Annotated in this window: 24 protein-coding genes; 18 read left to right on the top strand and 6 right to left on the bottom strand. The window is 70.3% G+C overall.

What is annotated here, in order from left to right; translation table 11 throughout:
- The first annotated feature begins 433 nt into the window (after positions 1-433).
- From ACZ6JY_RS00720 to ACZ6JY_RS00730, 3 genes are read left to right on the top strand one after another with little or no spacing between them, the layout of a single operon-like run.
- Positions 434-2,557, top strand: a complete 2,124-nt coding sequence (locus ACZ6JY_RS00720) for a helix-turn-helix transcriptional regulator (RefSeq protein ID WP_469190828.1) — start codon at positions 434-436, stop codon at positions 2,555-2,557.
- The gene (locus tag ACZ6JY_RS00725; RefSeq protein ID WP_469190830.1) at positions 2,554-3,546 is read left to right on the top strand and encodes a hypothetical protein; all 993 of its coding nucleotides are present in this window, start codon (positions 2,554-2,556) and stop codon (positions 3,544-3,546) included. Before ACZ6JY_RS00720 ends, ACZ6JY_RS00725 begins: the two co-directional genes overlap by 4 nt.
- Positions 3,543-4,439, top strand: a complete 897-nt coding sequence (locus tag ACZ6JY_RS00730) for a DUF6339 family protein (RefSeq protein ID WP_469190832.1) — start codon at positions 3,543-3,545, stop codon at positions 4,437-4,439. The genes ACZ6JY_RS00725 and ACZ6JY_RS00730 overlap by 4 nt, the downstream gene beginning before the upstream one ends.
- A gap of 20 nt (positions 4,440-4,459) precedes the next feature.
- On the opposite strand, the gene ACZ6JY_RS00735 is transcribed toward ACZ6JY_RS00730, so the two are convergent.
- The 4 genes from ACZ6JY_RS00735 to ACZ6JY_RS00750 all read right to left on the bottom strand — a co-directional run bounded on the left by ACZ6JY_RS00735 (position 4,460) and on the right by ACZ6JY_RS00750 (position 8,250).
- Positions 4,460-5,689: a DNA cytosine methyltransferase gene (locus tag ACZ6JY_RS00735; protein ID WP_469190834.1), complete on the bottom strand. Its 1,230-nt coding sequence runs from the start codon at positions 5,687-5,689 to the stop codon at positions 4,460-4,462.
- 77 nt (positions 5,690-5,766) lie between these two features.
- Positions 5,767-6,738: a DNA cytosine methyltransferase gene (locus ACZ6JY_RS00740; protein ID WP_469190836.1), complete on the bottom strand. Its 972-nt coding sequence runs from the start codon at positions 6,736-6,738 to the stop codon at positions 5,767-5,769.
- A complete protein-coding gene (locus ACZ6JY_RS00745; RefSeq protein ID WP_469191868.1) occupies positions 6,735-7,145 on the bottom strand; it encodes a very short patch repair endonuclease in 411 nt (136 codons plus the stop codon). The genes ACZ6JY_RS00740 and ACZ6JY_RS00745 overlap by 4 nt, the downstream gene beginning before the upstream one ends.
- A 76-nt stretch (positions 7,146-7,221) precedes the next feature.
- Complete coding sequence (locus tag ACZ6JY_RS00750) at positions 7,222-8,250, bottom strand: SEC-C domain-containing protein (protein ID WP_469190838.1); 1,029 nt, start codon at positions 8,248-8,250, stop codon at positions 7,222-7,224.
- 390 nt (positions 8,251-8,640) lie between these two features.
- Between ACZ6JY_RS00750 and ACZ6JY_RS00755 the strand changes: the two genes are divergently transcribed.
- From ACZ6JY_RS00755 to ACZ6JY_RS00775, 5 genes are all read left to right on the top strand, one after another.
- Complete coding sequence (locus tag ACZ6JY_RS00755; RefSeq protein ID WP_469190840.1) at positions 8,641-8,958, top strand: DUF3311 domain-containing protein; 318 nt, start codon at positions 8,641-8,643, stop codon at positions 8,956-8,958.
- Positions 8,955-10,487, top strand: coding sequence for a sodium:solute symporter family protein (locus ACZ6JY_RS00760; protein ID WP_469190841.1), 1,533 nt, complete (start codon positions 8,955-8,957; stop codon positions 10,485-10,487). The genes ACZ6JY_RS00755 and ACZ6JY_RS00760 overlap by 4 nt, the downstream gene beginning before the upstream one ends.
- A gap of 160 nt (positions 10,488-10,647) precedes the next feature.
- A complete protein-coding gene (locus tag ACZ6JY_RS00765) occupies positions 10,648-10,968 on the top strand; it encodes a DUF6412 domain-containing protein (protein ID WP_469190843.1) in 321 nt (106 codons plus the stop codon).
- A gap of 172 nt (positions 10,969-11,140) precedes the next feature.
- Positions 11,141-11,932, top strand: a complete 792-nt coding sequence (locus tag ACZ6JY_RS00770; RefSeq protein WP_469190845.1) for a YidC/Oxa1 family membrane protein insertase — start codon at positions 11,141-11,143, stop codon at positions 11,930-11,932.
- Positions 11,933-12,085: 153 nt separating this feature from the next.
- Positions 12,086-12,943, top strand: coding sequence for a fumarylacetoacetate hydrolase family protein (locus ACZ6JY_RS00775; RefSeq protein ID WP_469190847.1), 858 nt, complete (start codon positions 12,086-12,088; stop codon positions 12,941-12,943).
- A gap of 7 nt (positions 12,944-12,950) precedes the next feature.
- Here ACZ6JY_RS00775 and ACZ6JY_RS00780 read toward each other — a convergent pair whose 3' ends face one another.
- Positions 12,951-13,436: a heme-degrading domain-containing protein gene (locus ACZ6JY_RS00780; RefSeq protein ID WP_469190849.1), complete on the bottom strand. Its 486-nt coding sequence runs from the start codon at positions 13,434-13,436 to the stop codon at positions 12,951-12,953.
- Positions 13,433-14,512 carry a Gfo/Idh/MocA family oxidoreductase gene (locus ACZ6JY_RS00785; RefSeq protein WP_469190851.1) on the bottom strand — a complete coding sequence of 360 codons (1,080 nt, stop codon included), beginning with the start codon at positions 14,510-14,512 and terminating at the stop codon, positions 13,433-13,435. Before ACZ6JY_RS00785 ends, ACZ6JY_RS00780 begins: the two co-directional genes overlap by 4 nt.
- A 56-nt stretch (positions 14,513-14,568) precedes the next feature.
- On the opposite strand from ACZ6JY_RS00785, the gene ACZ6JY_RS00790 reads away from it, so the two are divergent.
- The 10 genes from ACZ6JY_RS00790 to ACZ6JY_RS00835 all read left to right on the top strand — a co-directional run bounded on the left by ACZ6JY_RS00790 (position 14,569) and on the right by ACZ6JY_RS00835 (position 24,414).
- Positions 14,569-15,714, top strand: coding sequence for an ROK family transcriptional regulator (locus ACZ6JY_RS00790; protein ID WP_469190853.1), 1,146 nt, complete (start codon positions 14,569-14,571; stop codon positions 15,712-15,714).
- A 319-nt stretch (positions 15,715-16,033) separates the two neighbouring features.
- The gene (locus ACZ6JY_RS00795; protein WP_469190855.1) at positions 16,034-16,822 is read left to right on the top strand and encodes a hypothetical protein; all 789 of its coding nucleotides are present in this window, start codon (positions 16,034-16,036) and stop codon (positions 16,820-16,822) included.
- 35 nt (positions 16,823-16,857) lie between these two features.
- Positions 16,858-17,649 carry a GntR family transcriptional regulator gene (locus ACZ6JY_RS00800; protein WP_469190857.1) on the top strand — a complete coding sequence of 264 codons (792 nt, stop codon included), beginning with the start codon at positions 16,858-16,860 and terminating at the stop codon, positions 17,647-17,649.
- Between the two features lie 112 nt (positions 17,650-17,761).
- The gene (locus ACZ6JY_RS00805; protein ID WP_469190859.1) at positions 17,762-18,886 is read left to right on the top strand and encodes a TIGR03364 family FAD-dependent oxidoreductase; all 1,125 of its coding nucleotides are present in this window, start codon (positions 17,762-17,764) and stop codon (positions 18,884-18,886) included.
- A 17-nt stretch (positions 18,887-18,903) separates the two neighbouring features.
- Positions 18,904-19,635 carry a phosphonatase-like hydrolase gene (locus ACZ6JY_RS00810; protein WP_469190861.1) on the top strand — a complete coding sequence of 244 codons (732 nt, stop codon included), beginning with the start codon at positions 18,904-18,906 and terminating at the stop codon, positions 19,633-19,635.
- Positions 19,632-20,687, top strand: a complete 1,056-nt coding sequence (locus ACZ6JY_RS00815; protein WP_469190863.1) for an ABC transporter ATP-binding protein — start codon at positions 19,632-19,634, stop codon at positions 20,685-20,687. The genes ACZ6JY_RS00810 and ACZ6JY_RS00815 overlap by 4 nt, the downstream gene beginning before the upstream one ends.
- Positions 20,688-20,694: 7 nt before the next feature.
- Entirely contained in the window at positions 20,695-21,549 is an 855-nt protein-coding gene (locus ACZ6JY_RS00820; RefSeq protein WP_469191870.1) for a 2-aminoethylphosphonate ABC transporter permease subunit, read from the top strand.
- Positions 21,536-22,351 carry an ABC transporter permease gene (locus ACZ6JY_RS00825; RefSeq protein ID WP_469190865.1) on the top strand — a complete coding sequence of 272 codons (816 nt, stop codon included), beginning with the start codon at positions 21,536-21,538 and terminating at the stop codon, positions 22,349-22,351. Before ACZ6JY_RS00820 ends, ACZ6JY_RS00825 begins: the two co-directional genes overlap by 14 nt.
- Positions 22,352-22,387: 36 nt before the next feature.
- Positions 22,388-23,458 (top strand): 2-aminoethylphosphonate ABC transporter substrate-binding protein, encoded by a 1,071-nt coding sequence (locus ACZ6JY_RS00830; RefSeq protein WP_469190867.1) that lies wholly within the window; start codon positions 22,388-22,390, stop codon positions 23,456-23,458.
- A gap of 176 nt (positions 23,459-23,634) precedes the next feature.
- Positions 23,635-24,414, top strand: coding sequence for an HAD-IIA family hydrolase (locus tag ACZ6JY_RS00835; protein ID WP_469190869.1), 780 nt, complete (start codon positions 23,635-23,637; stop codon positions 24,412-24,414).
- The last annotated feature ends 103 nt before the right edge of the window (positions 24,415-24,517 follow it).

A 24,517-nucleotide genomic window follows, 5' to 3' on the forward strand; every position in this document is an offset into this window, starting at 1 on the left:
CCTCGTTCCGTTGAAACGTGTTGGTTGCGGTCGGCTGAGGTGGCGCGCATTGCGGAGTTTCAACGGGGAGGGCATGAGGGAAAAGCCCCCTTAGCAGATGGTTCCTGCGGGGCAGTTGAAACTGGTGGAGAGAAATCGAACTCTAGGGTCGAACTTGGCCTTACGCAATAGGCGGGCGTCACCTGAAGAAATGGAACTACGAGTGCCGTTTAGGCGCTCTATTGCCCTTGGGTAGTAGCGCATCCGAACGAGGGCAATGTGGACGTGTGTGGGCATACAGGGTGATTGGTGCGAAGGTGGTGATTGGCCCCGCCGGTACAGCCTCCACCCTTGCCCGTCCGGGTGTCAACCAGTGTTGTACAAACGGCTTCCATGTCAAACAGGGCTGGTAAGGTGGGCTCCGGAACGCTGGCTCAGCTGAGGAGTGGACGCCGTGGACGGTGGAGAAGACTTCGGGCCCTGGCTCGCCCGTCAGTTGAAGAGGGCCAGGAAGACACAGACCGAGCTGGCGGAGTCGGTAGGTGTGACCCGAGCTGCCGTCTCGGCCTGGATCACTGGCCGGGCCACACCCCGTGACGAGACCATCAGGAAGATCGCGGAGGCTCTTGGTACGGACTTGGGGACGATCCATAGCCGCACCACGGACACCTTGGTCGGTCGGCCCGTCACGTGGTGCCACCGACCGGCGTATGCCGATGGTGGCCGAGATTTCGGCAACGCCGCCGCCTTCGCCTTCGAAGCCGATGTGGGGGTACTGGCTCGCGAGGCCACCCAGAACAGTCTCGACGAGCGCCTCACCGAACATGACCAGCCGGTCCGCGTGCGCTACACGCTGGAAGAACTGACGGGCGAGAACCTCGCCCGATTCCGTGAGGCGATCCGCTGGGACGAGCTGTTTCCGCACTACGAGGCGGCGGCGACCCAGGACCAGAAGGTCGGAAGGGTCATTGCCGCCGGACTGCATGAGATGTACACGCGGGATCGGCTGGTGCTGCTGCGGGTCGACGACTACAACGCCTCTGGCCTGACCGGGGACGACTACGAGACCGGCCGGTTCGCCGCCGTCGTCAGGCGGCAGCTGGACAGCCACAAGTCGGGAAGCGGTGCCGGTGGTTCGTACGGTCTGGGCAAGGCGACTCTCTGGGCCACCAGTCGGCTCGGCCTCGTGCTGATCAACTCCACTCTGTCCCAGCCGCACGAAGGCCGAACCGAGCGACGGCTCATCGGGCGACTCGACCTTCCGTGGCGCGAGGTCGACGGCAGGCCTTGGGCAGGTCCCGCTTGGTTCGGTCAGCCGGACCCCGACGTGGCCGGTGAGGATGTCGCCCGTTCGTGGTGGGCCGACGAGGAGACGGTCCAACGACTGCACCTCACGCGGGAGAGCAACGAACCCGGCACTTCTTTTCTGATCGTGGGCGCCCATGACGTGGCCAGCCTCGCGGACCCCACCGCCACGGCCGAAAGTGACAGTGAGGACGACGACAGCGTGCATCGCATGCACAAGCGTCTCGTCGAAGCCCTTGGGCGAAATTTCTGGGCTGCCATGACTGCGGGCGGGACCAGCCGCCCGCTGCTCGAGGCATCGGTCCGAACGCTGCGTAATGGGATGGAGATCATCGAGGAGGAACGGGTCGATCCCCACGCATCCGAACCGTCACGCACCCGGGCGCTTCGTGCCTTTCTGGAAGGTACGACGGTGGAGCGCCTGACGGAGTCGGGGCAGGTGGCCATGACGACGGTACCGCTGAACGTGCCCGGCCGTGAGGGCCGTAGAAGCGGGGGAGAGCATCGAGCGGTCCTCTTGGTGACCGAGGCCGAAGACGCCGACGGCAAGCGTCACAACACCGTGGCCATGATGCGGGGCAACCGCATGACGGTCAGAACGAGCTCGGTCACTGGCCTGGAGCTGGGTACCAACCCATTCCAGGCGGTGCTCCTCGCGGGTCGTGCCGCGGGTCAGGACGCCCCCTTCGCCGAGGAGGCCGAGGAGTTTCTGCGCACTTCAGAGCCCCCCGAGCACGACAAGTGGGGACAGACGGAAGAGTTGCGTATGCGGTACTCGGCCTCGGCGTACCGAAGGATCGGCACTCTGGTACGCGAAACGAACAAGGCCGTACGTGAACTTGTGGCGGTGCCCAAGGAGACGCGACGCACGGACACCGATCGACTGCGTAAGCGCTTGGCAGTCGGTGGCAAGCGGACGGTTCGGCCCCCCGTCGCGGCCGGCCTTCCCGTACTGGACGAACTGGACGCCCAAGTCGGAACGGACGGTGCGTGGCGCATCACCGCCGAGGTGAAGGTACCCCGCGGGGCCGAGGCCTGGCATCTTGCGCCGGTCGCCAAACTGGACGTGAGGTCGGGGCCCCGCCCTGTGGTGGCGTGGGCAGAGCTTGTAGCCGTGCGCAACTGCGAATTCGTCGACGGAGTGCTGCACTTCACCCCCGGTGCGCGGACAGCCACCTTCAGCGGCGTCACCGACGTATCGAGCCATCCGGTACGAGCCACTCTCACCGGCCTGGTGGTCGAACTGCGCACGGACAAGGGGGACAAGGCGTGAAGGCTTACCCGTACAAGCGCCTGGCCGGTGCCGTGTCGCTGCGCGTGACAGCCGTGGAGTTGAAGACACCGGGAGAGAGCCGCGAGCCACTCGACACCAAGGCGTTCTCGGTCGTCGAACAGGTGGTTGCGCTGGGTCAGGCCGAACGCGACGACTGGGAGAGCGCCCGTCTGAAGTTGTCGGCCACTATTCCCGCCAAGGCTACCGAAGCGAGTGGCTACTGGTGCGATGTATCGGTCCTCGCAGTACTGACCGAGAAGGCCACCAACGCGCGGACGGCCGTTCTGCTGGAGTCGGGGACGGAGGGCGGACGGGAGTGGGTAGGCTCGCTGGACCTGTGGCGTGCCGACCATCTTGACCGTGCCGTTCTGTCCGTTCACGTGATCGCCACGGTCGATGGAGTGCCCGGACGTGTGATCGCCACGTCGGACAGGGAATGGATCGTCGACCTGGCGTCCGAGGTGCCGTTGCGGCAACGTGAACTCGACGTCAATGAAGTCGGCTTCCGTGAGGGGCCGGAGTGGCTGCGGCCCTTCAGGGACGTGCCATGGATTGTGGACACATCTGGCGAGTTGCCTGCCGTGCACGTGAATGTCGACTTCGAAGGCATCACGGAACTGGTCGGCGGTAACGGGGCCTCCGTTGAGGGCCTGGTGCGTGAACTGGTGCTCGCCCAGATGTGCACGGATGTGTGGACAGCGGTCTTCCACACCGCTATCGGAGACCTGGAGATCGAGGACGACGGTACGCCACTCTTTCCGCATGACTGGCGGGGCGAAGTACTCCGCGAAATGCTCCCGGATGTTGTCCCCAACCGTCCCCTCGAAGAGGCACTGCGCGAGGTTCATCGGCGGCGCACCGGAACATCCGGCTGGATCGATCTTCAGCCCCGCATTCACTTCGCAGCCACTCGCAGGGCCGAAGTTCCCAAGGCCCTGTCCACCACCATTCGCGGCTTGGACCGACTTCACCAGGGGAACGACGCATGACCCACAAACCGTCATACCTGCCCGAACGCTTGGCACTGCTGTCCGACCTCAACGCCGCCCAGTACCTCACCGAAGGACTGCTCACCGGGAAGGAAGATGTCCCCGCCATAGCGCTCAACAAGGTCGCCGAACCTGTGCCCGGGGAGGAAGCACGGGCAGCGCTGCATCCCGTACGCGACCTCATCGACGACGCGATGCACGCATTTCGAGAGGTCAAGCCAACTCAGGCCGACGCGTGGCTGGCGCCCCGGCTCCATGCCACCTTGAGGCTCAGCCGCCGGGAGGCTGCGGACAGGAAGCTGTGGAACTACCTGGCTCTCGGCGTCGCCCCGGACTATGTCGTGTGGCGCCACATGCTGGAACCGAAGGAGGAGGAGAAGAAGACGTCGAAGGTCGCGGCCACCCGGTTCCGTGGTGCGCACTACACCCAAGCATTCGCTCGGCTGTGGTGGGCGGCCGAGCTCTTCAGGAACGGCACTGACTACAGTCCTGCGGTGACCGCCTGCGCCAATCAGGACATGCTCAACACGACCCTGCGCCTGGACGTCATCGACCATCGGCCCACAGCCCAAGCGATGGTGCGTCTGATCGAGCGCGGCACCGTGAGCACCGGCCGTGATGTCAACGCACTGGCTCGTGCGATCAACACGTCCGCGGCCACTTTGATGTACGACGCCCTTGCCCCGGACGCCGAGCGCGACGCGGGGCCCCTCCGCGAGTGGATCGCGGCCTCCGGGTCGGCTACCGCGGTGCCTCGTCGGACACTCCCTGAAGGTCCGGACGAGGAGCAGGTTCCCGATGGCTCAGTCGAGGTGCTGGTCAATTACTTTGCGGGACTCTTCGCGGATGCGCCAGTACGTGGGAAAGAGCCGGTCGATGACAGCAGTTCCTGATCTTCCCGGCCCGCCGGCTTTCAGACATCCTCGGCGGGTTCGTCGATCGACGAGGGTTGCCACTCCTGGAGCTTACGGAGAAGTGCTTCCTCCGGCTTCCCGAATCCGAGCGCACAGCTCAGGATGTGAAGGGACAGGCGCGGCGGAATAGCGTTGCCGATCTGCTGGGCCACATCGGTCGATCGCCAGGGATACGCCGCCGGAAAGGATTGGAGAAGGCCTGCTTCCTGCGGAGTCAGCCGTTCCAGCTCCTCTCCGATCTCCTTCGTTCCTGATTTTGTCTCTTTCAGGCGAAAAACGCGGTTGCGGCGAATTTTGCCGGTGACGGTCGCCGCCGGCTCCTCGGAGGTGCGGCGGCCGCGCTTCTTCGGGTCACCGCCCGAGCCGTAATTGGAGACAATTTCGAAGTCCCGTGGCCGTTCATGAAGCACATCCTGCATCGCCGTCCAACGGATGATCGGCTGCGTGCTGTCGGAGTCGGTGAACAGTGCCTCTTGCCGGTCCTGATCCACGTTTTCCAGTGTCCGTTCCGGGAGGCGGTCTACTCCCGGACGGTAGCGCTGATGAGTGGGCTGAGGGAACTCGACAGCCATGTCTTCGTTCCCCGGGGCGTATCGAGCGATCAACACGGCACGCCGACGGGTCTGCGGGACCCCGAATTCCTCGGCGTGCAGGACGTGGGCGGCAGCGGCGTAACCGACCGTCCGGAGGAGCGAGGCATAGTGCTTCCACACTGGTAGGACGGTTGGCACCTGCTCAAGGACGACGATCTTGTAAGGATCCTGGCGCTTGAGTTTGGCTTCCATGATCCAGCGCAGTGGTTGCAGCACGAGACCTGTCCGGTCGTCCGACATGTCATCGGTCTCGTCCTTGACCTCTTTCCAGACGGCCTCGAAAGCCCCTGCATTCGTGGCGCTCACCAATCGGGTGGCCAGGCGCTGCACGTCCTCCAGCGCCTTGTGCCCCTCACGGTTCCCCGCGACCGAGAACGTCTGGCACGGCGGACCCCCGGTGAGCACGTTCGCGCCCTTGACCTGGGCGTCGCAGGGACTCAGTGCGGCAACGTCCTTCTCGTCGGTCGTGAGCAGATGCGCTGCCGCACGTGTGGCCCGTGTTGCGTCGTCCCACTCGACCCCGATGCTCTCCACTCCCATGATCGTGGCTGCGATATCGAGGCCACCGGGCCCCGCGAACAGGTCCACGATGCGAAAATCTGCAGGCTGGGGCGGCTTCGGATGTGCGGGGGTCATGGGACCGAAGTGTAGCCGGCGGCCAGTGGTGCTCATGGCCGTAGTCCGAGTCGATCAGTGGGGCATCGGGCAGGCGGTCAAGCCCCCAGCGCCTTGGCGACTGCCATCCCCAGCGCCTTGCCGACAGGCGGTGGTGAGGCATGGCCGATCTGACGGTAGCGGGCCGTCTTCTTGCCCGCGAAGACCCAGTCGACAGGAAAGGACTGGAGGAGCGCGGCCTGTTTCACCGTGATCTTCTTCAGTGCGGAGCCGGACGTGTCCGACTCCTGAACCCCGTCCGGACCGGGGACTTCGTCGGCGAGTGCACCTCCGTTGATGCCCATTCGGGCCCATGCCTTTTTGGTGCCGGTCAGTCCGAGGTCGGCGCCTCCGCGCTTCTCCGAACCCCCGACCAGGGTCGGTGCCACTTGATCCGCATGGGCCGCCCATGAGGCGGCGCCTGCCCAGCCCCGTGCGGACATTGACGGGTAAAGGGCCTCACCCACCGTTATGTGCCGGTTCACGGTCGGCGCCGGCTCCTGGAAGTTGTCGAAGAACTGCCGTTTCAACGCGACAAGCACTCCCTGCTTACGTTCCTGCGGGACACCGAAATCGGCCGCATTGAGAACGAACCAGTGAAATCCATAGCCAAGGTGCTCGAGTTCTCCCTTGATGAAATCCCGTACCTCTCCGAACGCCTCACCTGCGACGAGATCCGGCACATTCTCGATCACCAGGGCGCGCGGCTGCACGGCGTGGGCCAGGAGAACCGTGGCCTTGAGCAGCTCCAGCTCGATTCCGGTCTCCACACGCTTCGCGGTCGCTGAAGACTTCACCCGAGGGAGACCGGCGGACAGCAAGTCCACATCGTAGGTTTCCTGGTGGTCGACCGGATCGAAGTCCAGAAGGTCCGTCCGCAGTACGTTCCACGCCTGCCTGTTCGCCCGGAGCGTCTCCAGTGCGACAGGCTTCTCGTCCAGCAGTAGCACCGGTTCGAAGCCGGCCTGCTCCAGGCCCAACGCCAGGCCGCCGCCACCCGAGCACACATCCACGAACCGTAAACTGCTCACTGCTCTCCCTCGTCGCGTCGCTGACGCTTCTCCCGGCGCTGGCGCGCGACGGCTGCTGCCACGCTTTTCGCCACCCTGTCGGGCGCCTCATGTTCCCAGAACCGTAGAACGGTCCATCCGGCTTCGGCCAGGTGTTTGTTCGTCTCCAGATCCCGCGCGATGTTGCGGTCGAGTTTCTGCTGCCACCACTCGACATTGGACTTGGGCCGCGTTGCGTGCTCCGGACACCCGTGCCAGAAGCAACCGTCGAGAAACACGGCGACTTTGGCGCGGCTGAAGGCGATGTCGATCGTCCGCCGCGGCATGTCCGGGACGCGTACGTTGAGACGGTAGCGATGGCCCTCGGCGTGGAGCAGGCGTCGCACGGCCACCTCGGGTGCGGTGTCCCGGCTGGCCTGACGGCTCATCCTGGCGGAGACGCCGGGCGAGGACGGCTTCGCGGTACTCACGGCTCTCTCGTTCTCTCATGACTGGACATCTGGCCTACCCGTGGCACTCCCCGTACGCCCGTCCGGACCCGCACCAGCATTCGGCCGACGCCTCCGGCGGCCAAGCCACCGCTCGGCCTCTTGCCGCGAGCGTCGTGGCGTACTGGGGGAGGAGGGCCGGCTGGTCAGGGGTTGTGCCTTCTGAGGCTGCGAAGGCCTCGTAGGAGGGGACTGTGGCGGTGACGATGCCCAGGTTGGGGGTGCCCGAGGCGGCGAGTTCGCGCAGGGAGGACTCTATGGTCGCCAAGTGGGCCTCGTACGAGGGGTATTCCGAGGTCAGGGACGGGTACGCCGTCAGGAGTTCCGTGAGCTCCTCGGACGGCCAGCGCAGGATCGCCACAGGGAAGGGGCGGGACAGCGCCTGGCGGTAGGAGCCCAGTTCCGCCTGGATGCGGGCGATCTCCGCGCGCAGCTCCGCCGGGTTCTCCGAGCCGAGGGACCATACCCGCTTCGGGTCGTGCAGTTCGTCCAGCGGGATCTGGGCCGTGGAGACCCGGTCCGCCAGCGCGTCCCACGCGTCGTGTTCCGCGCCGAGCAGGCGGCGTACGCGGTGGCGGCCGAAGAGGAGCGGGTGCGTCGCGTACGGGGGGTCCTGCGTCTCCGCGGGGATGAGCAGCGTCGCGGCCTCCGTGAACGTCTCGTGCGCCTGTTCCAGCTCGTCGTGCGACTCCAGGGACTCCGCCACGATCACCCACGGCGCCGGGTCCCTCGGGGCCGCCGCGCGCACTCCCGTGATGATCGCGCGGGCCTCCGCCTCGTGTCCGTACTCCCAGAGGTTCGACGCCTTCAGGGCGCGGATCAGGAGGGGCGCGGAAGCGGGGCGCGGCGCGGAGGGCGACAGCAGGCGGTCGTAGAGCGTCGTCGCGTCGTCGCGCGCGCCGGCCAGTTCGAGGTGGGCCGCGGCCTGGATGAGGAGGTGCTCGGCGTCCTCCGGGTACAGACCGGCCGTGCGCTCCAGGCGCGCGGCTTCGGCGATGTGGTCGGTGTCGACGTGGTCGGCGGCAGCAGGCTTCTCGGGGCGCATACGGGACACGGTACTGCCGAGCGGGCCCCTTGCAGGAGGCCCGGGATGCCTCGGCTCCCTCGCAGAGCCAGCCATCCCTCCCGGCTCCCGTCGCCAGCCACTCCTCCCGGCTCTCGTCGCCGAGCCACTCCTCTCCGCTCCCGTCGCCGAGTCAGCCCTTCCGGCTTTCGTCGCCAGCCACTCCTCCCGGCTCCCGTCGCCGAGCCAGCCCTTCCGGCTCCGCTCGGCCATCGGGGCTTGGGTGTCGGGCACCGCCGTCACCCCGGTCCGGGCACCGCCGTCCCCCCGGCCGGTCGCCGCCCCCGACCACGCCCCCGGCAGCCGCCGCCCCGCAGCCGACGCCAGGCACCGCCCCCGGCCGCCCCCGGCACCCCGCTAGGCTCGCCTCCCGTGATCGACAGAAGTCCCCGTCCGCCTTCGGGCGACCGCGCCGGCGTCCGCGTCCGCGCCCGCTCCCGCCCCCACCTGCTGTGGCTGCTCGCCCCCTTCGTGCTCTATCTGGGAGCGTTGCCGCTCGTCAATCGGGTGCGGCCCGTCGTGTTCGGGGTGCCGTTTCTCTTTCTCTGGCTGCTCGCGGCGACGGTGCTCACGCCCGTGTGCGTGTGGCTCGCCCACCGCGGCGACCGCCGGATCGAGGAGCGGGAGACGCGGGAGACGCGGGAGACGCGGGAGGCACGCGAGACGCGGGAGACGGGAGGCCGGGCATGAGTGACGGAGCCGTTGCCACCACCATCTTCGCCGTCTTCATGGCCGGCACCGTCGCCCTCGGGCTCGCCGCCGTCCGCGGGCGCGGCAAGCAGGGCGGGCTCGCCGAGTGGTCCGTGGGCGGGCGCAGCCTCGGGGCCGTGTTCATCTGGGTGCTGATGGCGGGGGAGGGGTACACCAGCTTCAGCTATCTGGGCGCCGCGGGCTGGGGGTACAACTACGGGGCGCCCGTCCTGTACGTCGTCGCGTACATGAGCTGCGGCTACGCCGTCGGGTACGTCGTCGGCCCCATGCTCTGGGCCTACGCCCGGCGGCACGGGCTCGTCAGCATCTCGGACATGGTCGCCCACCGGTACGGGCGGCCGTGGCTCGGCGCCGGTGTCGCCCTGCTCGTGACCGTCTTCCTGCTGCCCTACATCCAGTTGCAGATCACCGGCATGGGCGTCGTCGTCTCCACCATCTCCTACGGCGCCATCAGCCTGAACTGGGCGTACTTCATCGGCTTCGCCGTCACCACCGGGTTCGTGGTGGTGAGCGGGCTGCGCGGCAGCGCCTGGGTCTCCGTGCTCAAAGACGTGCTCGTCATCGCGACGCTCGCCTTCCTCGCCGTCTACGTACCCCTCCACTACTTCGACGGCTACGGGGACTTCCTCGACCGCGTGGTGCGCGAGAAGAGCGACTGGCTGACGTTGCCGGGGAGCGGCGGCAGCCCCTACGGGGAGGCCTGGTTCGCCACGACCTCGCTGCTCAACGCCCTGACCGTCGTCATCTTCCCCACCACCGTCGCCGGGTACCTGGGCGCCCGCAGCGCCGACGGGCTGCGGCGCAACGCCATCTGGCTGCCCGCCTACAACGTGCTGCTCTTCGTCCCCATGCTCCTCGGCATGGCCGCGCTCTTCGTCGTGCCGGGTCTTGTCGGAGCGGAGTCCAACCTCGCTCTCTTCAAGCTGGTGGTCGACTCGCTGCCCGCGTGGGGCGTCGGTGTCATCGGGGTCGCCGCCGCCCTCTCCTCCATCGTGCCGATGGCGGTGTTCATGCTGGTCATCGGCACGATGTGGGGCAGCAGCGTGTTGTCCCTGCTGCCCCGGTGGCGCGGTCCGCGGCGCCAGAAGCTGGCCTCGCAGGGCGTGGTCGTCGTCGCGGGCGCGCTCGCCCTCGTCCTCACCTACGCGGCGCCCAACACCCTCGTACGGCTCTCCCTCATCTCCTACGAGGGCATGGCCCAGCTCGTCCCCATGCTGCTCATCGGCCTCGTCTGGCGAAAGCTGAGCCTCGCGGGGGCGCTGAGCGGGCTCGTCGTGGGGGTCGGGATCGTGTGCGCGCTCGTCTTCAGCGAGCACGACCCCGTGTTCGGCGTGAACGCCGGGATCGTCGCGCTCGCCGTCAATCTCGTCGTGGCCCTTGTCGTGTCGTACGTGGGTCCGGCGGGGCGGGCCGATGAGCGGCCGGACGAGGAGGTCCTGGCGAGTGATCCGCTGGGGGCGCCGCCTGCCGGGAGCGAACGAGACGTCCGCGCCGCCGCCTCCTCCTGACAGGGCTGCCTTCAGGTCCCGCCCACGGGGGCCCGGGTCCGCCGGCTCCTTCAGCCCAGCGACACCGATCCTGTATAACGGGGGCAGTAGGACCGTAGGACAGTGCGGCAGTATGACTACTGCCGCACACGTGTGACGGTGACGGAGAGGAGGAGTGACGGTGCGCGATCTGATCCGCGGCGGCAAAGCCGCCCTGCGCCCCGCCCTGCTTCTCCTGTTCCTCCTCGTCGAGGTCGTCCTCGTCGACACCGGCAGCCTCACGGCCGCCGTCGCGCTCGCCGCGACCGCCGCCGTCGGCACCGCGCTCACCGTCTGCTCGGTGATCGCCGCGCGCTGCGCGCCCGCCGTGCCCCGCACCAGGGTGCGCACGGCCATCCGCGACCGGGAGCGGCGCACCGCCTTCCTGCCGCAGCGCGACCCCGACGCCAGGGGCCGCAGGCGCCCCCGAGCACCCGGCCGTCCCCTCCTGACGGCCGCGTAGGGGAACGCCACCTCCCGTAGAGCGCACGCCCCTCGCGGATCGTCATGCCGAGCTGATCAGCACTCTGCCGATCACTGCTCAGCCGATCACCATCCAGCCGATCACTGCTCAGTTGATCGCCGCTCGGTTGGTCGGCACTCCCGGCACGACGAGATCCCCGGAGGGCTTCTCCATGTCCGACCTCTTCTCCTCCTTCATGTCCGTGTTCGCCGGTCTGGTCGAGCACATCGCCGACGCCGTCGAACCGCTCTTCCACGGCTCGGCGACCGCCGCCGCGATCGTGCTCTTCACCGCCTGCGTACGTCTGCTCGTACACCCGTTGTCCCGGGCGTCGGCCCGCGGCCAGAAGGCGCGCGCCAAGCTCTCGCCGCAGATCGCGGAGTTGCGCAAGAAGCACGCCAAGAATCCGGAGCGGTTGCAGAAGGCAGTCATGGAGTTGCACCGGAAGGAGAAGGTGTCGCCGCTCTCCGGGTGCCTGCCGAGCCTCTTCCAGTTGCCGGCGTTCTTCCTGCTCTACCACCTGTTCTCCAGTTCCAGCATCGGTGGCGAGGCGAACGCGCTGCTCGGGCATACCCTCTTCGCCGCGCCGCTGGGCGGTCGGTGGACCGACGCGCTGGCCGAGGGTGGCGTCTTCGGGGCGCAGGGGCTCGTCTACCTGGTGCTGTTCGCGATCGTCGCGGCCGTGGCGACCTTCAACTACCGGCGCACCAAGCAGCAGATGGCGTCCACCCAGCAGGCGGCGTCCACGCAGGCCGGGGGGAGCGGGGACCCGCAGATGCCCGGCATGGGCGCGATGATGAAGGTGATGCCGCTGATGTCGTTCATGACTCTGTTCACCGTGGCCGTGGTGCCGCTGGCCGCCGCGCTGTACGTGGTGACGAGCACGACCTGGAGCGCGGTGGAGCGGGCGTTCCTGTACCGCGATGTGCCCGCGGGGGCGGCGGGCCTGGCGACCGCCGTCTGAGCCGTGGCTACCGGGCCGTAAAGGTCCAGTACGTGAACGGGGTATTGCGGAGCGGACGCCGACCTTGGACGATCGACCAAACCTCCGATGGCCGCAACCCATCGGCCTGGCCACGTGATCACGTAGGTCACGCTCGACCAAGGGAGTCAGACGATGAAGCTGCTGCGAGTCGGTACGGCGGGCGCGGAGCGCCCCGCGCTGCTCGACGCCGGGGGAACCCTGCGGGACCTGTCGGGGATCGTCGCCGACATCGACGGGAGCGTGCTCGCCGACGCGGCGGCCCTCGACCGGATCAGGGCCGCCGCCGACGCCGGTGACCTGCCGGTTCTTGTCGCGGAGGGGCTGCGGGTCGGGCCGCCGGTGGGGCGGATCGGGAAGGTCGTGTGCATCGGCCTGAACTACCACGACCACGCCCGCGAGACCGGTGCCGAGCCGCCCGCCGAGCCCGTCGTCTTCTTCAAGGCGGCCGATACGGTGGTCGGTCCGGACGACACCGTGCTGGTGCCGCGCCGCTCGGTGAAGACCGACTGGGAGGTGGAGCTGGCGGTGGTCATCGGACGTACGGCCCGCTATCTGGAGTCGCACGAGGCCGCGCTCGCGCACGTGGCGGGGTACGCGGTGGCGCACGACGTCTCCGAGCGGGAGTTCCAGATCGAGCGCGGCGGCACCTGGGACAAGGGCAAGAACTGCGAGACGTTCAACCCGCTGGGCCCCTGGCTGGTCACCGCCGACGACATACCCGACCCGCAGGAGCTGTCCCTGAAACTCTGGGTCAACGGTGAGCTGAAGCAGGACGGCACGACCGCCGACCAGATCTTCCCGGTGGCGGAGGTCGTGCGGTACGTCAGCCAGTTCATGACGCTGTACCCGGGTGACGTCATCAACACCGGTACGCCGGCGGGCGTCGCGATGGGCCACCCCGAGCCGAAGCCGTATCTGCGGGCGGGCGACGTGGTGGAGCTGGAGATCGAGGGCCTCGGGCGGCAGCGACAGGAACTGAAGGACGCGTAGCCCCGATCTACGCCCCGGCGAACCTCTCCAGCGCCTCCACCACCAACGCGTGGTCCTCCAGCTGCGGGAGGCCCGAGACCGCTGCCACGCCGATCACGCCCGCGCCCTCGACCGTGATCGGGAAGGCCCCGCCGTGGGCCGCGTAGACGTCCGGGGCCAGGCGGGAGGAGGCCTCGAACGTCGTGCCCTTGGCGCGGAAGCGGGAGCCGACCAGGTACGACGAGCAGCCGTAGCGTTCGACGACGCGGCGCTTGCGGGCCAGCCAGGCGTCGTTGTCCGGGGTCGAGCCGGGCAGCGCCGCGTGGAAGAGCTGCTGGCCGCCGCGGGTGATGTCGATGGCCACCGGGGCGCCGCGCTCGCGGGCCAGTTCCACCAGGAGCGAGCCGAGCGTCCACGCGTCGTCGTGCGTGAAGCGGGGGAGGGTCAGGCGGGTCTCCTGGGCCTCCAGTTCGTCGATCGAGGGGGCCGGGCTCTTCCCGGGTGTCGCCGTCACAGCGTCACCGTCACGCCGTCGCGGGCCGAGCGGCGGGCCGCCTCAAGGACGTCGAGGGCCGCGGCGGCCTCGTACGCGGTCACGGGGTTCTCGCCGGTGCCGCGCAGGGCGGCGGCGACCGCCTCGTAGTACGCGGGGTAGTCGCCCGGCAGCGTCGGCAGCGGGCGGCCGCCGCCGGTCGCCGGGGACTCGCCGGAGCCGACGGTGCCCCACATCGACTCGGGCTCCACGCCCCAGGGGTCCGGCGCCGCGGGGCGCCGGCCCTCGCGTAGGGCGGCCTCCTGGGGGTCGAGGCCGTACTTCACGTAACCGGCCCGGGAGCCGAGGACGCGGAAGCGCGGGCCGAGCTGGGCGGTGGTGGCGCTCACGTACAGGTGCGAGCGGACGCCGTCGGCGTGCGTCACCGCGATGAACGTGTCGTCGTCCGCCTCGGCGCCGGGGCGGCGCACGTCCGATTCGGCGTACACGCTCACCGCCGGGCCGAACAGCGTCAGGGCCTGGTCGACGACGTGGCTGCCCAGGTCGTAGAGGAGCCCGCCGATCTCCTCCGGGTCGCCGGACTCGCGCCAGCCGCCCTTGGGGCGCGGGCGCCAGCGCTCGAAGCGGGACTCGAAGCGCCATACGTCGCCGAGGCCGCCGTCGGCGAGCAGTTGGCGCAGCGTGCGGAAGTCGTTGTCCCAGCGGCGGTTCTGGAAGACGGACAGGAGCAGTCCGCGCTCGTCCGCGAGGGAGGCGAGCTCGCGCGCCTCGGCGGCCGTGCCCGCGACCGGCTTGTCGACGACGGCCGGCAGGCCCGCCTTGAGGGCGGCGGTGGCGAGCGGCACGTGGGTCTTGTTCGGGGACGCGATGACGACCAGGTCGAGCTCGTCCGCGCGGTCCCACAGCTCGTCGGGCGAGGCCGCGAGGCGCAGGGAGTCGCCGAACTCGGCGCGGGCCTGCGCCTGCCGGTCGGGGTTCGACGTCACGACCGTGTCGAGCGCGAGGCCCTCGGTGGCGGCGATCAGCGGGGCGTGGAAGACGGAGCCCGCGAGGCCGTACCCGATGAGGCCGACGCGCGAGGTGCCTGTACCAGTCATGCCCTCCACTTAAGCAACGGTGTTGCCAAAGTGCAAGCGGGCGGGACAATGGCCTGGTGAAGTCCTATGGAAGCCGGATCAGCCCCGGGGTGAACCTGCCGGTGCTGCGCGGCCACAACGCCGCGCTGGTGCTCGACCTGCTGCGCTCGGCGGGTGAGGCGGGCATCAGCCGCCTCGAACTCGCCGAGCGCACCGGGCTCACCCCGCAGGCGGTCAGCAAGATCACCGCGCGGCTGCGGGCCGAGGGGCTCGCCGCGGAGGCGGGGCGGCGGGCCTCGACGGGCGGCAAGCCGCGCACCGTGCTGCGCCTGGTGCCGGAGGCCGGTCACGCGGTGGGCCTGCACCTGGACCGGGACGAGCTGACGGCGGTCCTGGTCGACCTCACCGGGGCGGTGGTGGCCGAACACCGCGCCCCGCTGGCCTTCGCGGCGGGCGTGGACGCCGTGGTCGAGGCGGCGGCGCGGGCGGTGCGGAGCCTCCTCGCGGACGGGCCCGAGGTGGCCGCGGGGCCGGGAGGCGTGCCCGTGCCGGGGGTCGGGGTCGCTCTGCCCGGGCCGCTCGACCATGCCGGCGGGGTGCTGCGGCGGGTGACGGGGTTCCCGGAGTGGGACGGGTTTCCGCTGCGGGACGCGCTGGCGGCGCGGCTCGGGCTGCCGGTGGCCGTGGACAAGGACACCAACGCCGCCGCCCTCGGCATGGCCACGGCGGGCGACGCGGACTCCTTCGCGTATCTGCATCTGGGCACCGGGCTCGGCGCCGGTCTCGTACTCGGCGGCTCCCTGCACCGCGGGGCCCGCACCGGGGCGGGGGAGTTCGGGCACCAGGTGCTGCGGCTCGACGGGCCGCCCTGCGAGTGCGGGGACCGCGGCTGCGTCGAGGCGCTCTGCCTGGCGGCCGTCGCGGCGGGCGACCTCGCCGAGGCCGCGCGGGTGCTCGGCACGGCCGCGGCGAACCTGGTCGGGCTGCTCGACATCGACCGCGTCCTGCTCGGTGGCCGCACGGTGTTCGCCGCCGGAGATCTTTTCGTACGAGATGTGGGCACCGTCGTGACCGAACGAGTCCGCCGCGGCGGAGGCGGAGCGGAAGTCCCCGTCACACTGGCGCCCGGCGGCGAACGCGCGGTGGCGGAGGGAGCGGCCCAACTGATCCTGTCCCCCCTCTTCGGCCGACCGGCAGAACCACTCAGCGCACCCGGCGGCTGAAAGACCCCGCCCCGCAGTCGAAGCCGCCCCGTCCCGCCCTGCGGCTCAAAGCCCCCGGCGGCGTCCGAAGGGGGCGCCCCGGTGCCCCGCGCTGGACCGATCGTGCGGTCGGGCAGCGGCCGATCGGGGGCAAACAGGTCCCGGGGCGCGGCGGGAAGGTGCCGGCGGGGCAGGTATGCGAGAGGGCGCTGCCCCCGCCACCGCGCAACCGGGCCACGACTGTGCCGGGCCGGCGGTGGCCCGTACGAACGCCGTCCGCGGCGCCGCTCCCGTACACCCGGCGGGAGGCGCTCGGCGGTCCGTCCCGCAAAGGTCCTCCATGCGCCTGTGCAGTTCCCCCGCCTCCGGCGTGGCCACCGCCGTCGCCGTCGCCCTCGCTCTCGCCCTGGCCGTCACCCTCGCGTTCGCCGTCGCGGGGGCGCCCGCCCGGGCGGGGGAGAGCGTGGCCCCGGCGCCGGCGCGCCCCACCCCGATCGCCGCGTACGAACCCACCTGCGCCCCTGACGACCGCGCGGGATTCCCCATCGACGCCCGCATCCACGAGGGTCCGCGCACCTACCGTCCTGGCGGCGGCGAACACGAGTGGTCGATCGATCTCACCAACGCCACCAGCGAGCCCTGCGGCCGTGTCCACCCCCTCGTCGTCCTGGTCGGCAAGGAGCGGTCGCTGCGCCCCGAGCACATCCGGCTGGAGTTCCACGACGGCTCCCGCTGGCACCCCGTGGCCTTCCACAGGACCGACCAGAACGAGAACGTCGGCGTCTTCGACGACGGGTTCGGCGGTTTCACGGTCGGGCCGGGCAAGACCGTCACGGCCAAGGTGCGGATGGGCTTCACCGGTGAGGCCGCCGCCGACAGCGTCACCGCCACCGCCGCGCTCGTCCAGCGCAGGAAGAACGACGGCGACTGGGTCGGCGAGTCCAACCCCTACGCCTTCGCCATCGCGCCCGACACCCCCACCACGCTCTCCGCCGACCAGCTCGCGCAGACGGGCGAGCGGTTCCTGATCGCCCTCGGCGCCGCCGCCGGAATCCTCGTGCTCGGCGGCGCCGCCGTGATCGCGGGCGCCCGCCGCATCCGCAACGGAACCGCCACCAAAAACCGCTGAGTCCGCCGTTCACGTACGTCTGCGAACATCCCCGGGTGGACCAACCGAACCCCGCCCGCCCGCTCGGCCACGCGCCGGGCGCCCCCGTCCGCTCCGGCATCCCCGAGCACGGACGCATCCCGAAGTACTACGCCGTCAAGGCCAGGATCTCCGCCCTCGTGGACGAGCTGGTCGAGGGCCAGGCCCTGCCCACCGAGCGGGACCTCGCCGTGCGGTACGAGGTGGCGCGGGAGACCGTGCGCCAGGCGCTGCGCGAACTGCTCCTGGAGGGGCGGCTGCGCAGGCAGGGGCGCGGCACGGTCGCCGCGGGGCCCAAGCTGGAGCAGCCGCTGTCGCTCGCGAGCTACACCGAGGGCGTACGGCGGCAGGGGCGGACGCCGGGCCGCGGTCTCATCTCGCTCGACCGCTTCCCGTGCCCGCCCCCGCTCGCCGCCGAGATCGGGGCCGGACCCGGCGAACCGGTCTGGCACATGGAGCGCGTACTGCTCGCGGACGACGAACGGGTCGGCCTGGAGAGCACGTACGTCTCCGTGGCCCGCGTGCCCCGCCTCGACGCCGACTTCGCACCGGACTCCTCCTTCTACGCCTACCTCCGCGACGAACTCGGCATCGCCTTCGGTGACGCCGACGAGCGGATCGAGACGGTGCTCGCCACCCCGCGCGAGGCCCTGCTCATCGGGACGCCGCCCGCGCTGCCCATGCTGCTCATCCACCGGTTCTCCCGCGACACGGCGGGCCGCCCCCTGGAGCGGGTCCGCACCCTCTACCGCGGCGACCGCTTCTCCTTCACCACCCGGCTCGCGGACGGCGAGGGCACCGACAAGTAGGCGACTCAGGTAACGGAAACATAACGGGTCTAGTCCAAGATTGATGGCCCGTTAACCGTCCCGTTGCCGCTCGGTCCCGCCCGCGCCACCCGGCGGCAGGAGCGTTGCCGCCGTGAGAGTCATCGTCGTAGGAGCCGGCGTGGTGGGAACCATGCACGCCTGGCACGCAGTGGAACGCGGCCACGAGGTCGTACAGATCGAGCGCGAGAGCGAGGCCAGGGGGGCGTCGCTGCGCAACTTCGGACAGATATGGGTGAGCGGCCGCGCGGGCGGCGAGGAACTCGACACCGCCCTGCGCGCCCGCGAGCTGTGGGAGGGCATCGGCGAGCGCGTGCCGGGCCTCGGCTTCCGGGCCAACGGGTCCCTGACCCTCGTACGCGACGAGCGTGAGCGCGCGGTCGCCGAGGCCGCGCTCGCCAGGACCGACGCGGCGGCCCGTGGGTACGAGCTGCTCACCGCCGACGAGGCGCGCGCCCTCAACCCGGCGCTGCGCGGCGACTTCCTCGCGGCCCTGCGGTGCGAGCGGGACGCCGCCGTGGAGCCCCGCACCGCCCAGCTCCGGCTGCGGGAGGCGCTGCTGAAGTCGCCCCGCTACACGTTCGTGCCGAACCGAGAGGTCCGCGAGGTCATCGGCGCGGGCGCGGTACGGGACGACCACGGGGAGGTGCACGGAGGCGACGTCGTCGTGCTCGCCACCGGCGCCTGGCTCGGCGGCCTCGTGCGCGAACTGGCGGGGCCCGACCTGCCCGTGCGCCGGGTCCGGTTGCAGATGATGCAGACCGAGCCGCTCGGCGAGGCGCTCACGACGTCCGTCGCGGACGCGGACAGCTTCCGGTACTACCCGGCGTACACGTCGGACGCCCTCGACGCGCTCAACGCCACTCAGGCGCAGACGCCCACCGCCGCCGCGCACAAGATGCAGCTCCTGATGGTGCAGCGTGCGGACGGCGGCCTGACCATCGGCGACACGCACGAGTACGAGCACCCCTTCGCCTTCGACACCCTCGAAGAGCCCTACGACCACCTCACCGAGGTCGTCGAGGGCTTCCTCGGACGCCCGCTGCCGAAGATCAGGCGGCGCTGGGCCGGGGTGTACGCGCAGTGCGTCGACACCAGCCGCGTCGTCCACCGCCAGGAGCTGCGCGAGGGCGTGTGGCTGGTCACCGGGCCCGGCGGGCGCGGCATGACCTGTTCACCGGCGATCGCCGAGCGGACCGCGGACGAGTTGGGCTGGTGAGAGAGGTGACCAGGGAGATGACCACAGAGGTGACCATGGGACAGCGACGCGTCGGGCTCGTCGTGCTCGACATGGCGGGGACCACCGTCGCCGACGGGGGCCTCGTCGAACAGGCCTTCTCCGCCGCCGCGGGAGAGCTCGGCGTCGAGCCGGGCTCCGCGGACCACACCGAGAAGCTGGCCTACGTACGCGCCACGATGGGCGAGTCCAAGATCTCCGTGTTCCGGCACCTGTTCGGCGATGAGACGCTCGCCCGGCGGGCCAACACCGCCTTCGAGAAGGCGTACGGAGAGCTGGTCGACGGCGGCCGGATCGCGCCGATCCCCGGAGCGCGGGAAGCCGTCGAACAGTTGCGGGCGGACGGCCTGACGGTGGTCCTGACCACCGGCTTCGCCCGCGTCACGCAGGACGCCATCCTGGACGCGCTCGGCTGGCGCGGCCTCGTCGAGCTGACCCTGTGCCCCGCCGACGCGGGCGGCCGCGGCCGGCCCTACCCGGACATGGTGCTCAGCGCCTTCCTGCGGACCGGGGCCGTGGCGGACGTGCGGGAGGTCGCCGTCGTGGGCGACACCGCGTACGACATGACCAGCGGGGTGCGGGCCGGGGCCGGGGTCGTCGCGGGCGTGCTGACCGGCGCCCACGGCGAGGCCGGGCTGCGGGAGCACGGCGCCACCCACGTCCTCGCCTCGGTCGCCGAACTGCCCGCGCTGCTCGCGTCGTCTCCGCCGCCGGCCCGGGGGCGGACATGAGCAGCGGCATCCGCTTCGACCGGGTCTCCGTCGCCTACGACGGCAACACCGTCCTCGACTCGCTCGACCTGACCGTCGAACCCGGCGAGGTCATGGCCCTGCTCGGGCCCTCCGGGTCCGGCAAGACGACCGCGCTGCGGGCCGTGGCGGGGTTCGTGCGGCCCGCCTCCGGGCGGGTGTTCATCGGCGGGCACGATGTCACCGGGCTGCCGCCGCACCGGCGGGGCATCGGCATGGTCGTCCAGCAGTACGCCCTCTTCCCGCACCTGCGCGTCAAGGACAACGTGGCCTTCGGCCTGCGGGCGCAGAAGGCCGCCAAGGCCGAGATCCCGGGGCGGGTCGCCGAGGCCCTGGAGATGACGGGCATGGGCGCGTACGCCGAGCGGTATCCGCGCGAGCTGTCCGGCGGCCAGCAGCAGCGCGTCGCCATCGCGCGGGCCCTGGCCATCCGGCCCGGCGTGCTCCTGCTCGACGAGCCGCTGTCCGCGCTCGACGCACAGCTCCGGTCGGGCATGCTGGCCGAACTCGCCCGGCTGCACCGCGAACTGCCGGACGTCTCCATCCTGTACGTCACCCATGACCAGGTCGAAGCGCTGACCCTGGCGGACCGCATCGCCGTCATGGACCGGGCCAGGCTCCAGGACTGCGGCACCCCGCAGGAGCTCTACCGGACGCCCCGCACGGAGTTCACGGCCTCGTTCGTCGGCAACGCGAACCTCCTCGCGGTGACCGTGGGCGCGGGCACCGTCACCCTCGACGGTGCCGAGCTGAAGGTCGACACGGGCGACGCCGCTCCCGGCGCGACCGCCACGCTCTGCGTCCGCCCGCACCTCGTCGGCCTCGGCGAGGGGCCCAACGCGCTCACCGGCCGGGTGAGCGAGGTCCAGTGGCGGGGTGCCACGCACCGGCTGTACGTCGACGTGGGCGGGGAGCGGATCAAGGCGGACGTCCGCGAACTGCGCACCCCGCCCGCCATCGACGACCAGGTCACCGTGCACTTCGCCCCCGAGGACGCGGTGCTGCTCACCGCGGGGGTGGTGACCGATGGCTAGCGCCGTGATGAGCGGCGCCGCACCCGCCGTGCGACCGCCCCGCGCCGTGCCCGGCTGGGTGTGGGCCCTGCCGCCCGTGGCCGTGCTCGGACTCGTCTTCCTCTACCCGCTCGCCCTCGTCGTCCAGCAGTCCGTGCGGCCGGACACCGGAGGGACCTCCCTCCAGCCCTACGCGGACGTCTTCGCCTCCGAGGCCTTCCGTGAGGCCCTCGCCACCACCGTGTGGCTCGCGCTCGGCTCCACCATCGGGTGTCTCGTGCTCGGGTTCGCGCTCGCGCTGGTCATCGCCTTCGTGCCGTTCCCCGGCGCCAGGGCCGTCTCCCGGTTCATCGACGTCTTCCTCTCCTTCCCGTCCTTCCTGATCACCCTCGCCCTGCTCTTCGTCTACGGAACCAAGGGCATGGCCAACGGGATCTGGACGGACGCGACCGGGGCCGCCGAGGGGCCCTTCCAGTTCCTGTCGACACCGTGGGGCGTGCTGCTCGCGGAGATCACGTACTTCACGCCGTTCGTGCTGCGGCCGCTGCTCGCCGCGTTCTCGCAGCTCGACACGGCCCAGCTCGAAGTGGCATCGAGCCTCGGCGCGAAGCCCGCCAGGATCGTGCGCCGCGTCATCCTGCCCGAGGCGCTGCCCGCGCTCGCCGCCGGCGGCAGCCTCGTACTCGTCATGTGCCTGAACGAGTTCGGCATCGTCCTCTTCACCGGCGCCAAAGGGGTCACCACGCTGCCGACGCTCGTCTACGGCAAGGCCATCCTGGAGTCCGACTACCCTGCGGCCTGCGTCGTCGCCGTCGTCAACATCGCGATCTCCGTGGGCCTCTACGGCCTCTACCGGGTGGTGAGCCGACGTGCTGGTGCATAGCCGCGGCGGCAGGTGGGCCGCCTGGGTCCTCTTCGCCGTCCTCTTCCTGCCCCTCTTCGCGCTGCCGCTCCTGGTGATCCTCGCGGCCTCCTTCTCCGCCCACTGGTCGGGTGCCTTCCCGTCCGGCCTCACCACCGGGCACTACGCGGCGGCCACCCGCGGGGAGTCCCTCCAGGCCCTCACCACCAGCCTGGTCACCGCCGTCACCGCGAGTCTCCTCGCGCTCGCCGCCGGGTCCTGGGCCGCGCTCGCCGCCGCCTCGCTGAAGAAGGGGCCACGGCTCTCCCGCCTCGCGGGCAGGGTGCTCGACACGCTCTTCGTGCTGCCGGTCGCCGTGCCCTCGGTCGTCGTCGGGCTCGCGGTCCTCGTGGCGTTCAGCGAGCCGCCGATGCTCCTCAACGGCACCCGGTGGATCGTCGTCCTCGCCCACGCCGTCCTCGTCACGGCCTTCGCCCACCAGTCGGTCGCGGCCGCCCTCGCGCGGCTCGACCCGGCGTACGAACAGGCCGCCGCCTCGCTCGGGGCCCGGCCCTCGTACGTCCTGTGGAAGGTGAGGCTGCCGCTGCTCCTGCCCTCCCTGAGCGCCGCGGCCGGGCTCTGCTTCGCGCTCTCCATGGGCGAGCTGAGCGCCACGATGATGCTCTACCCGCCCGACTGGACGCCGCTCCCCGTGCGGATCTACGCGGCCACCGACCGCGGCTCGACCTTCACCGGAGCCGCCCTCGCCGTCGTCCTGATGGCGGCGACCCTGCTGGTGCTCCTCGCCGTCTCCCGCGTCCGCACCCGCGCTTCCTACCGCTGACCCATGTCCCCGCCCTCGCAAGGAGTACCCCGCGTCATGTCCCGCGCCACGCAGATCAGAACGCTCGCCGCCGTCACCGGCTGCCTCGTGCTCGCCGGCTCCCTCACCGCGTGCGGCGGCGGTACGGCCGCGTCCGACGACGACGTCGTCACCGTCTACAGCGCCGACGGCCTCAAGGGCGAGAACGGCGACGGCTGGTACGACCAGGTCTTCAAGGACTTCGAGAAGAAGACCGGCATCAAGGTGAACTACGTCGAGGGCGGCTCGGGGGAGATGGTGCAGCGCGCCGTCCGCGAGAAGTCCAACACCCAGGCCGACGTCCTGATCACGCTGCCCCCCTTCATCCAGCAGGCCGACGACAAGGGCCTCCTCCAGGCCTACGAGCCCAAGGGCTCCGAGGAGGTCGACGGCTCCGCCAAGGACGCCGACGGCAAGTGGACCGCCGTCGTGAACAACTACTTCGGCTTCATCCACAACAAGAAGGAACTGCCGGGCGGCAAGGCGCCCAAGACCTGGGAGGACCTCACCGAAGACACGTACAAGAACAAGGTGCAGTACTCCACGCCCGGCGTCGCGGGCGACGGCACGGCCGTGCTCATCAAGGCCATGCACGACTTCGGCGGCAGGAAGCCGGCGATGGCGTATCTGAAGAAGCTCCAGCGCAACAACGTCGGCCCGTCCGCCTCCACGGGCAAGCTCGCGCCGAAGGTCGACAAGGGCGAGCTGCTGGCCGCCAACGGCGACGTACAGATGAACTACGCGCAGTCCAAGGACATGCCGAACCTCGGCATCTGGTTCCCCGCCAAGGAAGGCGGCAGGCCGACGACGTTCGCGCTGCCGTACGCGGCGGGCCTGGTCACCAAGGCGCCCCACAACGCCAACGCGAAGAAGTTCCTCGACCACCTCCTCAGCCAGCAGGCACAGGCCCAGGTCAGCTCGGTCGGCGGCGGCTTCGCGGCCCGCAAGGACATCAAGGCCACCGACGCCGACGCGATCGCCCTGGACCGGATCGTCGAGGGCGTCGAGGTCTTCGAGCCGGACTGGACGGACATCTCCGAGAACCTCACCTCGTACGTGGAGGACTGGAAGGCGGCGACAGGAAGCTGACAGAACCGGCGCGTGACCAAGTCCGACGAGATCGACGAGATCGACGAGATCGACGAGATCGGCGAGATCGGCGAGATCGACGGGGTCAAGATCACGGCTTCCTGTTTAGGCTGGGGGCGTCGGCACAGCGCTGTCCCGGCGCCCCGCAGAACTCGCAGACCGCAGGAGTGCACCCCATGGCAGAGCGCAAGCCCATCGAATCGTGGCTCACCGACATGGACGGCGTGCTGATCCACGAGGGAGTCCCGATCCCGGGTGCCGACGCCTTCATAAAGAAGCTGCGCGAGTCGGGCAAGCCGTTCCTCGTCCTGACCAACAACTCCATCTACACCGCGCGCGACCTCCAGGCCCGGCTGAACCGCATGGGCCTGGACGTGCCCGTCGAGAACATCTGGACCTCCGCGCTCGCCACCGCGAAGTTCCTGGACGACCAGCGCCCCGGCGGCACCGCCTACGTCATCGGCGAGGCGGGCCTGACCACCGCGCTGCACGACATCGGGTACATCCTGACCGACCACGACCCGGACTACGTGGTCCTCGGCGAGACCCGCACCTATTCCTTCGAGTCGATGACCAAGGCCGTGCGCCTCATCAACGGCGGGGCCCGCTTCATCTGCACCAACCCCGACGAGACCGGGCCCTCCGCCGAGGGACCGCTGCCCGCCACGGGCGCCGTCGCCGCGCTGATCACCAAGGCGACCGGCAAGAACCCGTACTTCGCGGGCAAGCCGAACCCGCTGATGATGCGGACCGGGCTCAACGCCATCGGGGCGCACTCCGAGACCAGCGCCATGATCGGCGACCGCATGGACACCGACGTCCTGGCCGGTCTTGAGGCCGGGATGGAGACGTTCCTCGTCCTCACCGGACTGACGTCCCGCGACGGCATCGACCAGTACCCCTTCCGGCCCTCCACCGTCGTGGACTCCATCGCCGACCTGGTCGACCGCGTCTAGGCACGCGTACCGCATCAGGACAGGCACGGACAGGCACGGACAGGCACCCGGGGGAGACCCGTTTGCCGCACTCCGGTGTGCGGCGAGGCGCACCGCGCGTGAA

The organism is Streptomyces sp. NPDC046335 (genome assembly GCF_055587985.1).

Coding starts and splice junctions, on each gene's coding strand:
- ACZ6JY_RS00815 (WP_469190863.1), top strand. CDS start 19,632: ATGAGCAGCGGCATCCGCTTCGACCGGGTCTCCGTCGCCTACGACGGC.
- ACZ6JY_RS00820 (WP_469191870.1), top strand. CDS start 20,695: ATGAGCGGCGCCGCACCCGCCGTGCGACCGCCCCGCGCCGTGCCCGGC.
- ACZ6JY_RS00750 (WP_469190838.1), bottom strand. CDS start 8,250: ATGCGCCCCGAGAAGCCTGCTGCCGCCGACCACGTCGACACCGACCAC.
- ACZ6JY_RS00770 (WP_469190845.1), top strand. CDS start 11,141: ATGTCCGACCTCTTCTCCTCCTTCATGTCCGTGTTCGCCGGTCTGGTC.
- ACZ6JY_RS00830 (WP_469190867.1), top strand. CDS start 22,388: ATGTCCCGCGCCACGCAGATCAGAACGCTCGCCGCCGTCACCGGCTGC.
- ACZ6JY_RS00775 (WP_469190847.1), top strand. CDS start 12,086: ATGAAGCTGCTGCGAGTCGGTACGGCGGGCGCGGAGCGCCCCGCGCTG.
- ACZ6JY_RS00795 (WP_469190855.1), top strand. CDS start 16,034: ATGCGCCTGTGCAGTTCCCCCGCCTCCGGCGTGGCCACCGCCGTCGCC.
- ACZ6JY_RS00760 (WP_469190841.1), top strand. CDS start 8,955: ATGAGTGACGGAGCCGTTGCCACCACCATCTTCGCCGTCTTCATGGCC.
- ACZ6JY_RS00835 (WP_469190869.1), top strand. CDS start 23,635: ATGGCAGAGCGCAAGCCCATCGAATCGTGGCTCACCGACATGGACGGC.
- ACZ6JY_RS00745 (WP_469191868.1), bottom strand. CDS start 7,145: ATGAGCCGTCAGGCCAGCCGGGACACCGCACCCGAGGTGGCCGTGCGA.
- ACZ6JY_RS00810 (WP_469190861.1), top strand. CDS start 18,904: ATGACCACAGAGGTGACCATGGGACAGCGACGCGTCGGGCTCGTCGTG.
- ACZ6JY_RS00785 (WP_469190851.1), bottom strand. CDS start 14,512: ATGACTGGTACAGGCACCTCGCGCGTCGGCCTCATCGGGTACGGCCTC.
- ACZ6JY_RS00730 (WP_469190832.1), top strand. CDS start 3,543: ATGACCCACAAACCGTCATACCTGCCCGAACGCTTGGCACTGCTGTCC.
- ACZ6JY_RS00735 (WP_469190834.1), bottom strand. CDS start 5,689: ATGACCCCCGCACATCCGAAGCCGCCCCAGCCTGCAGATTTTCGCATC.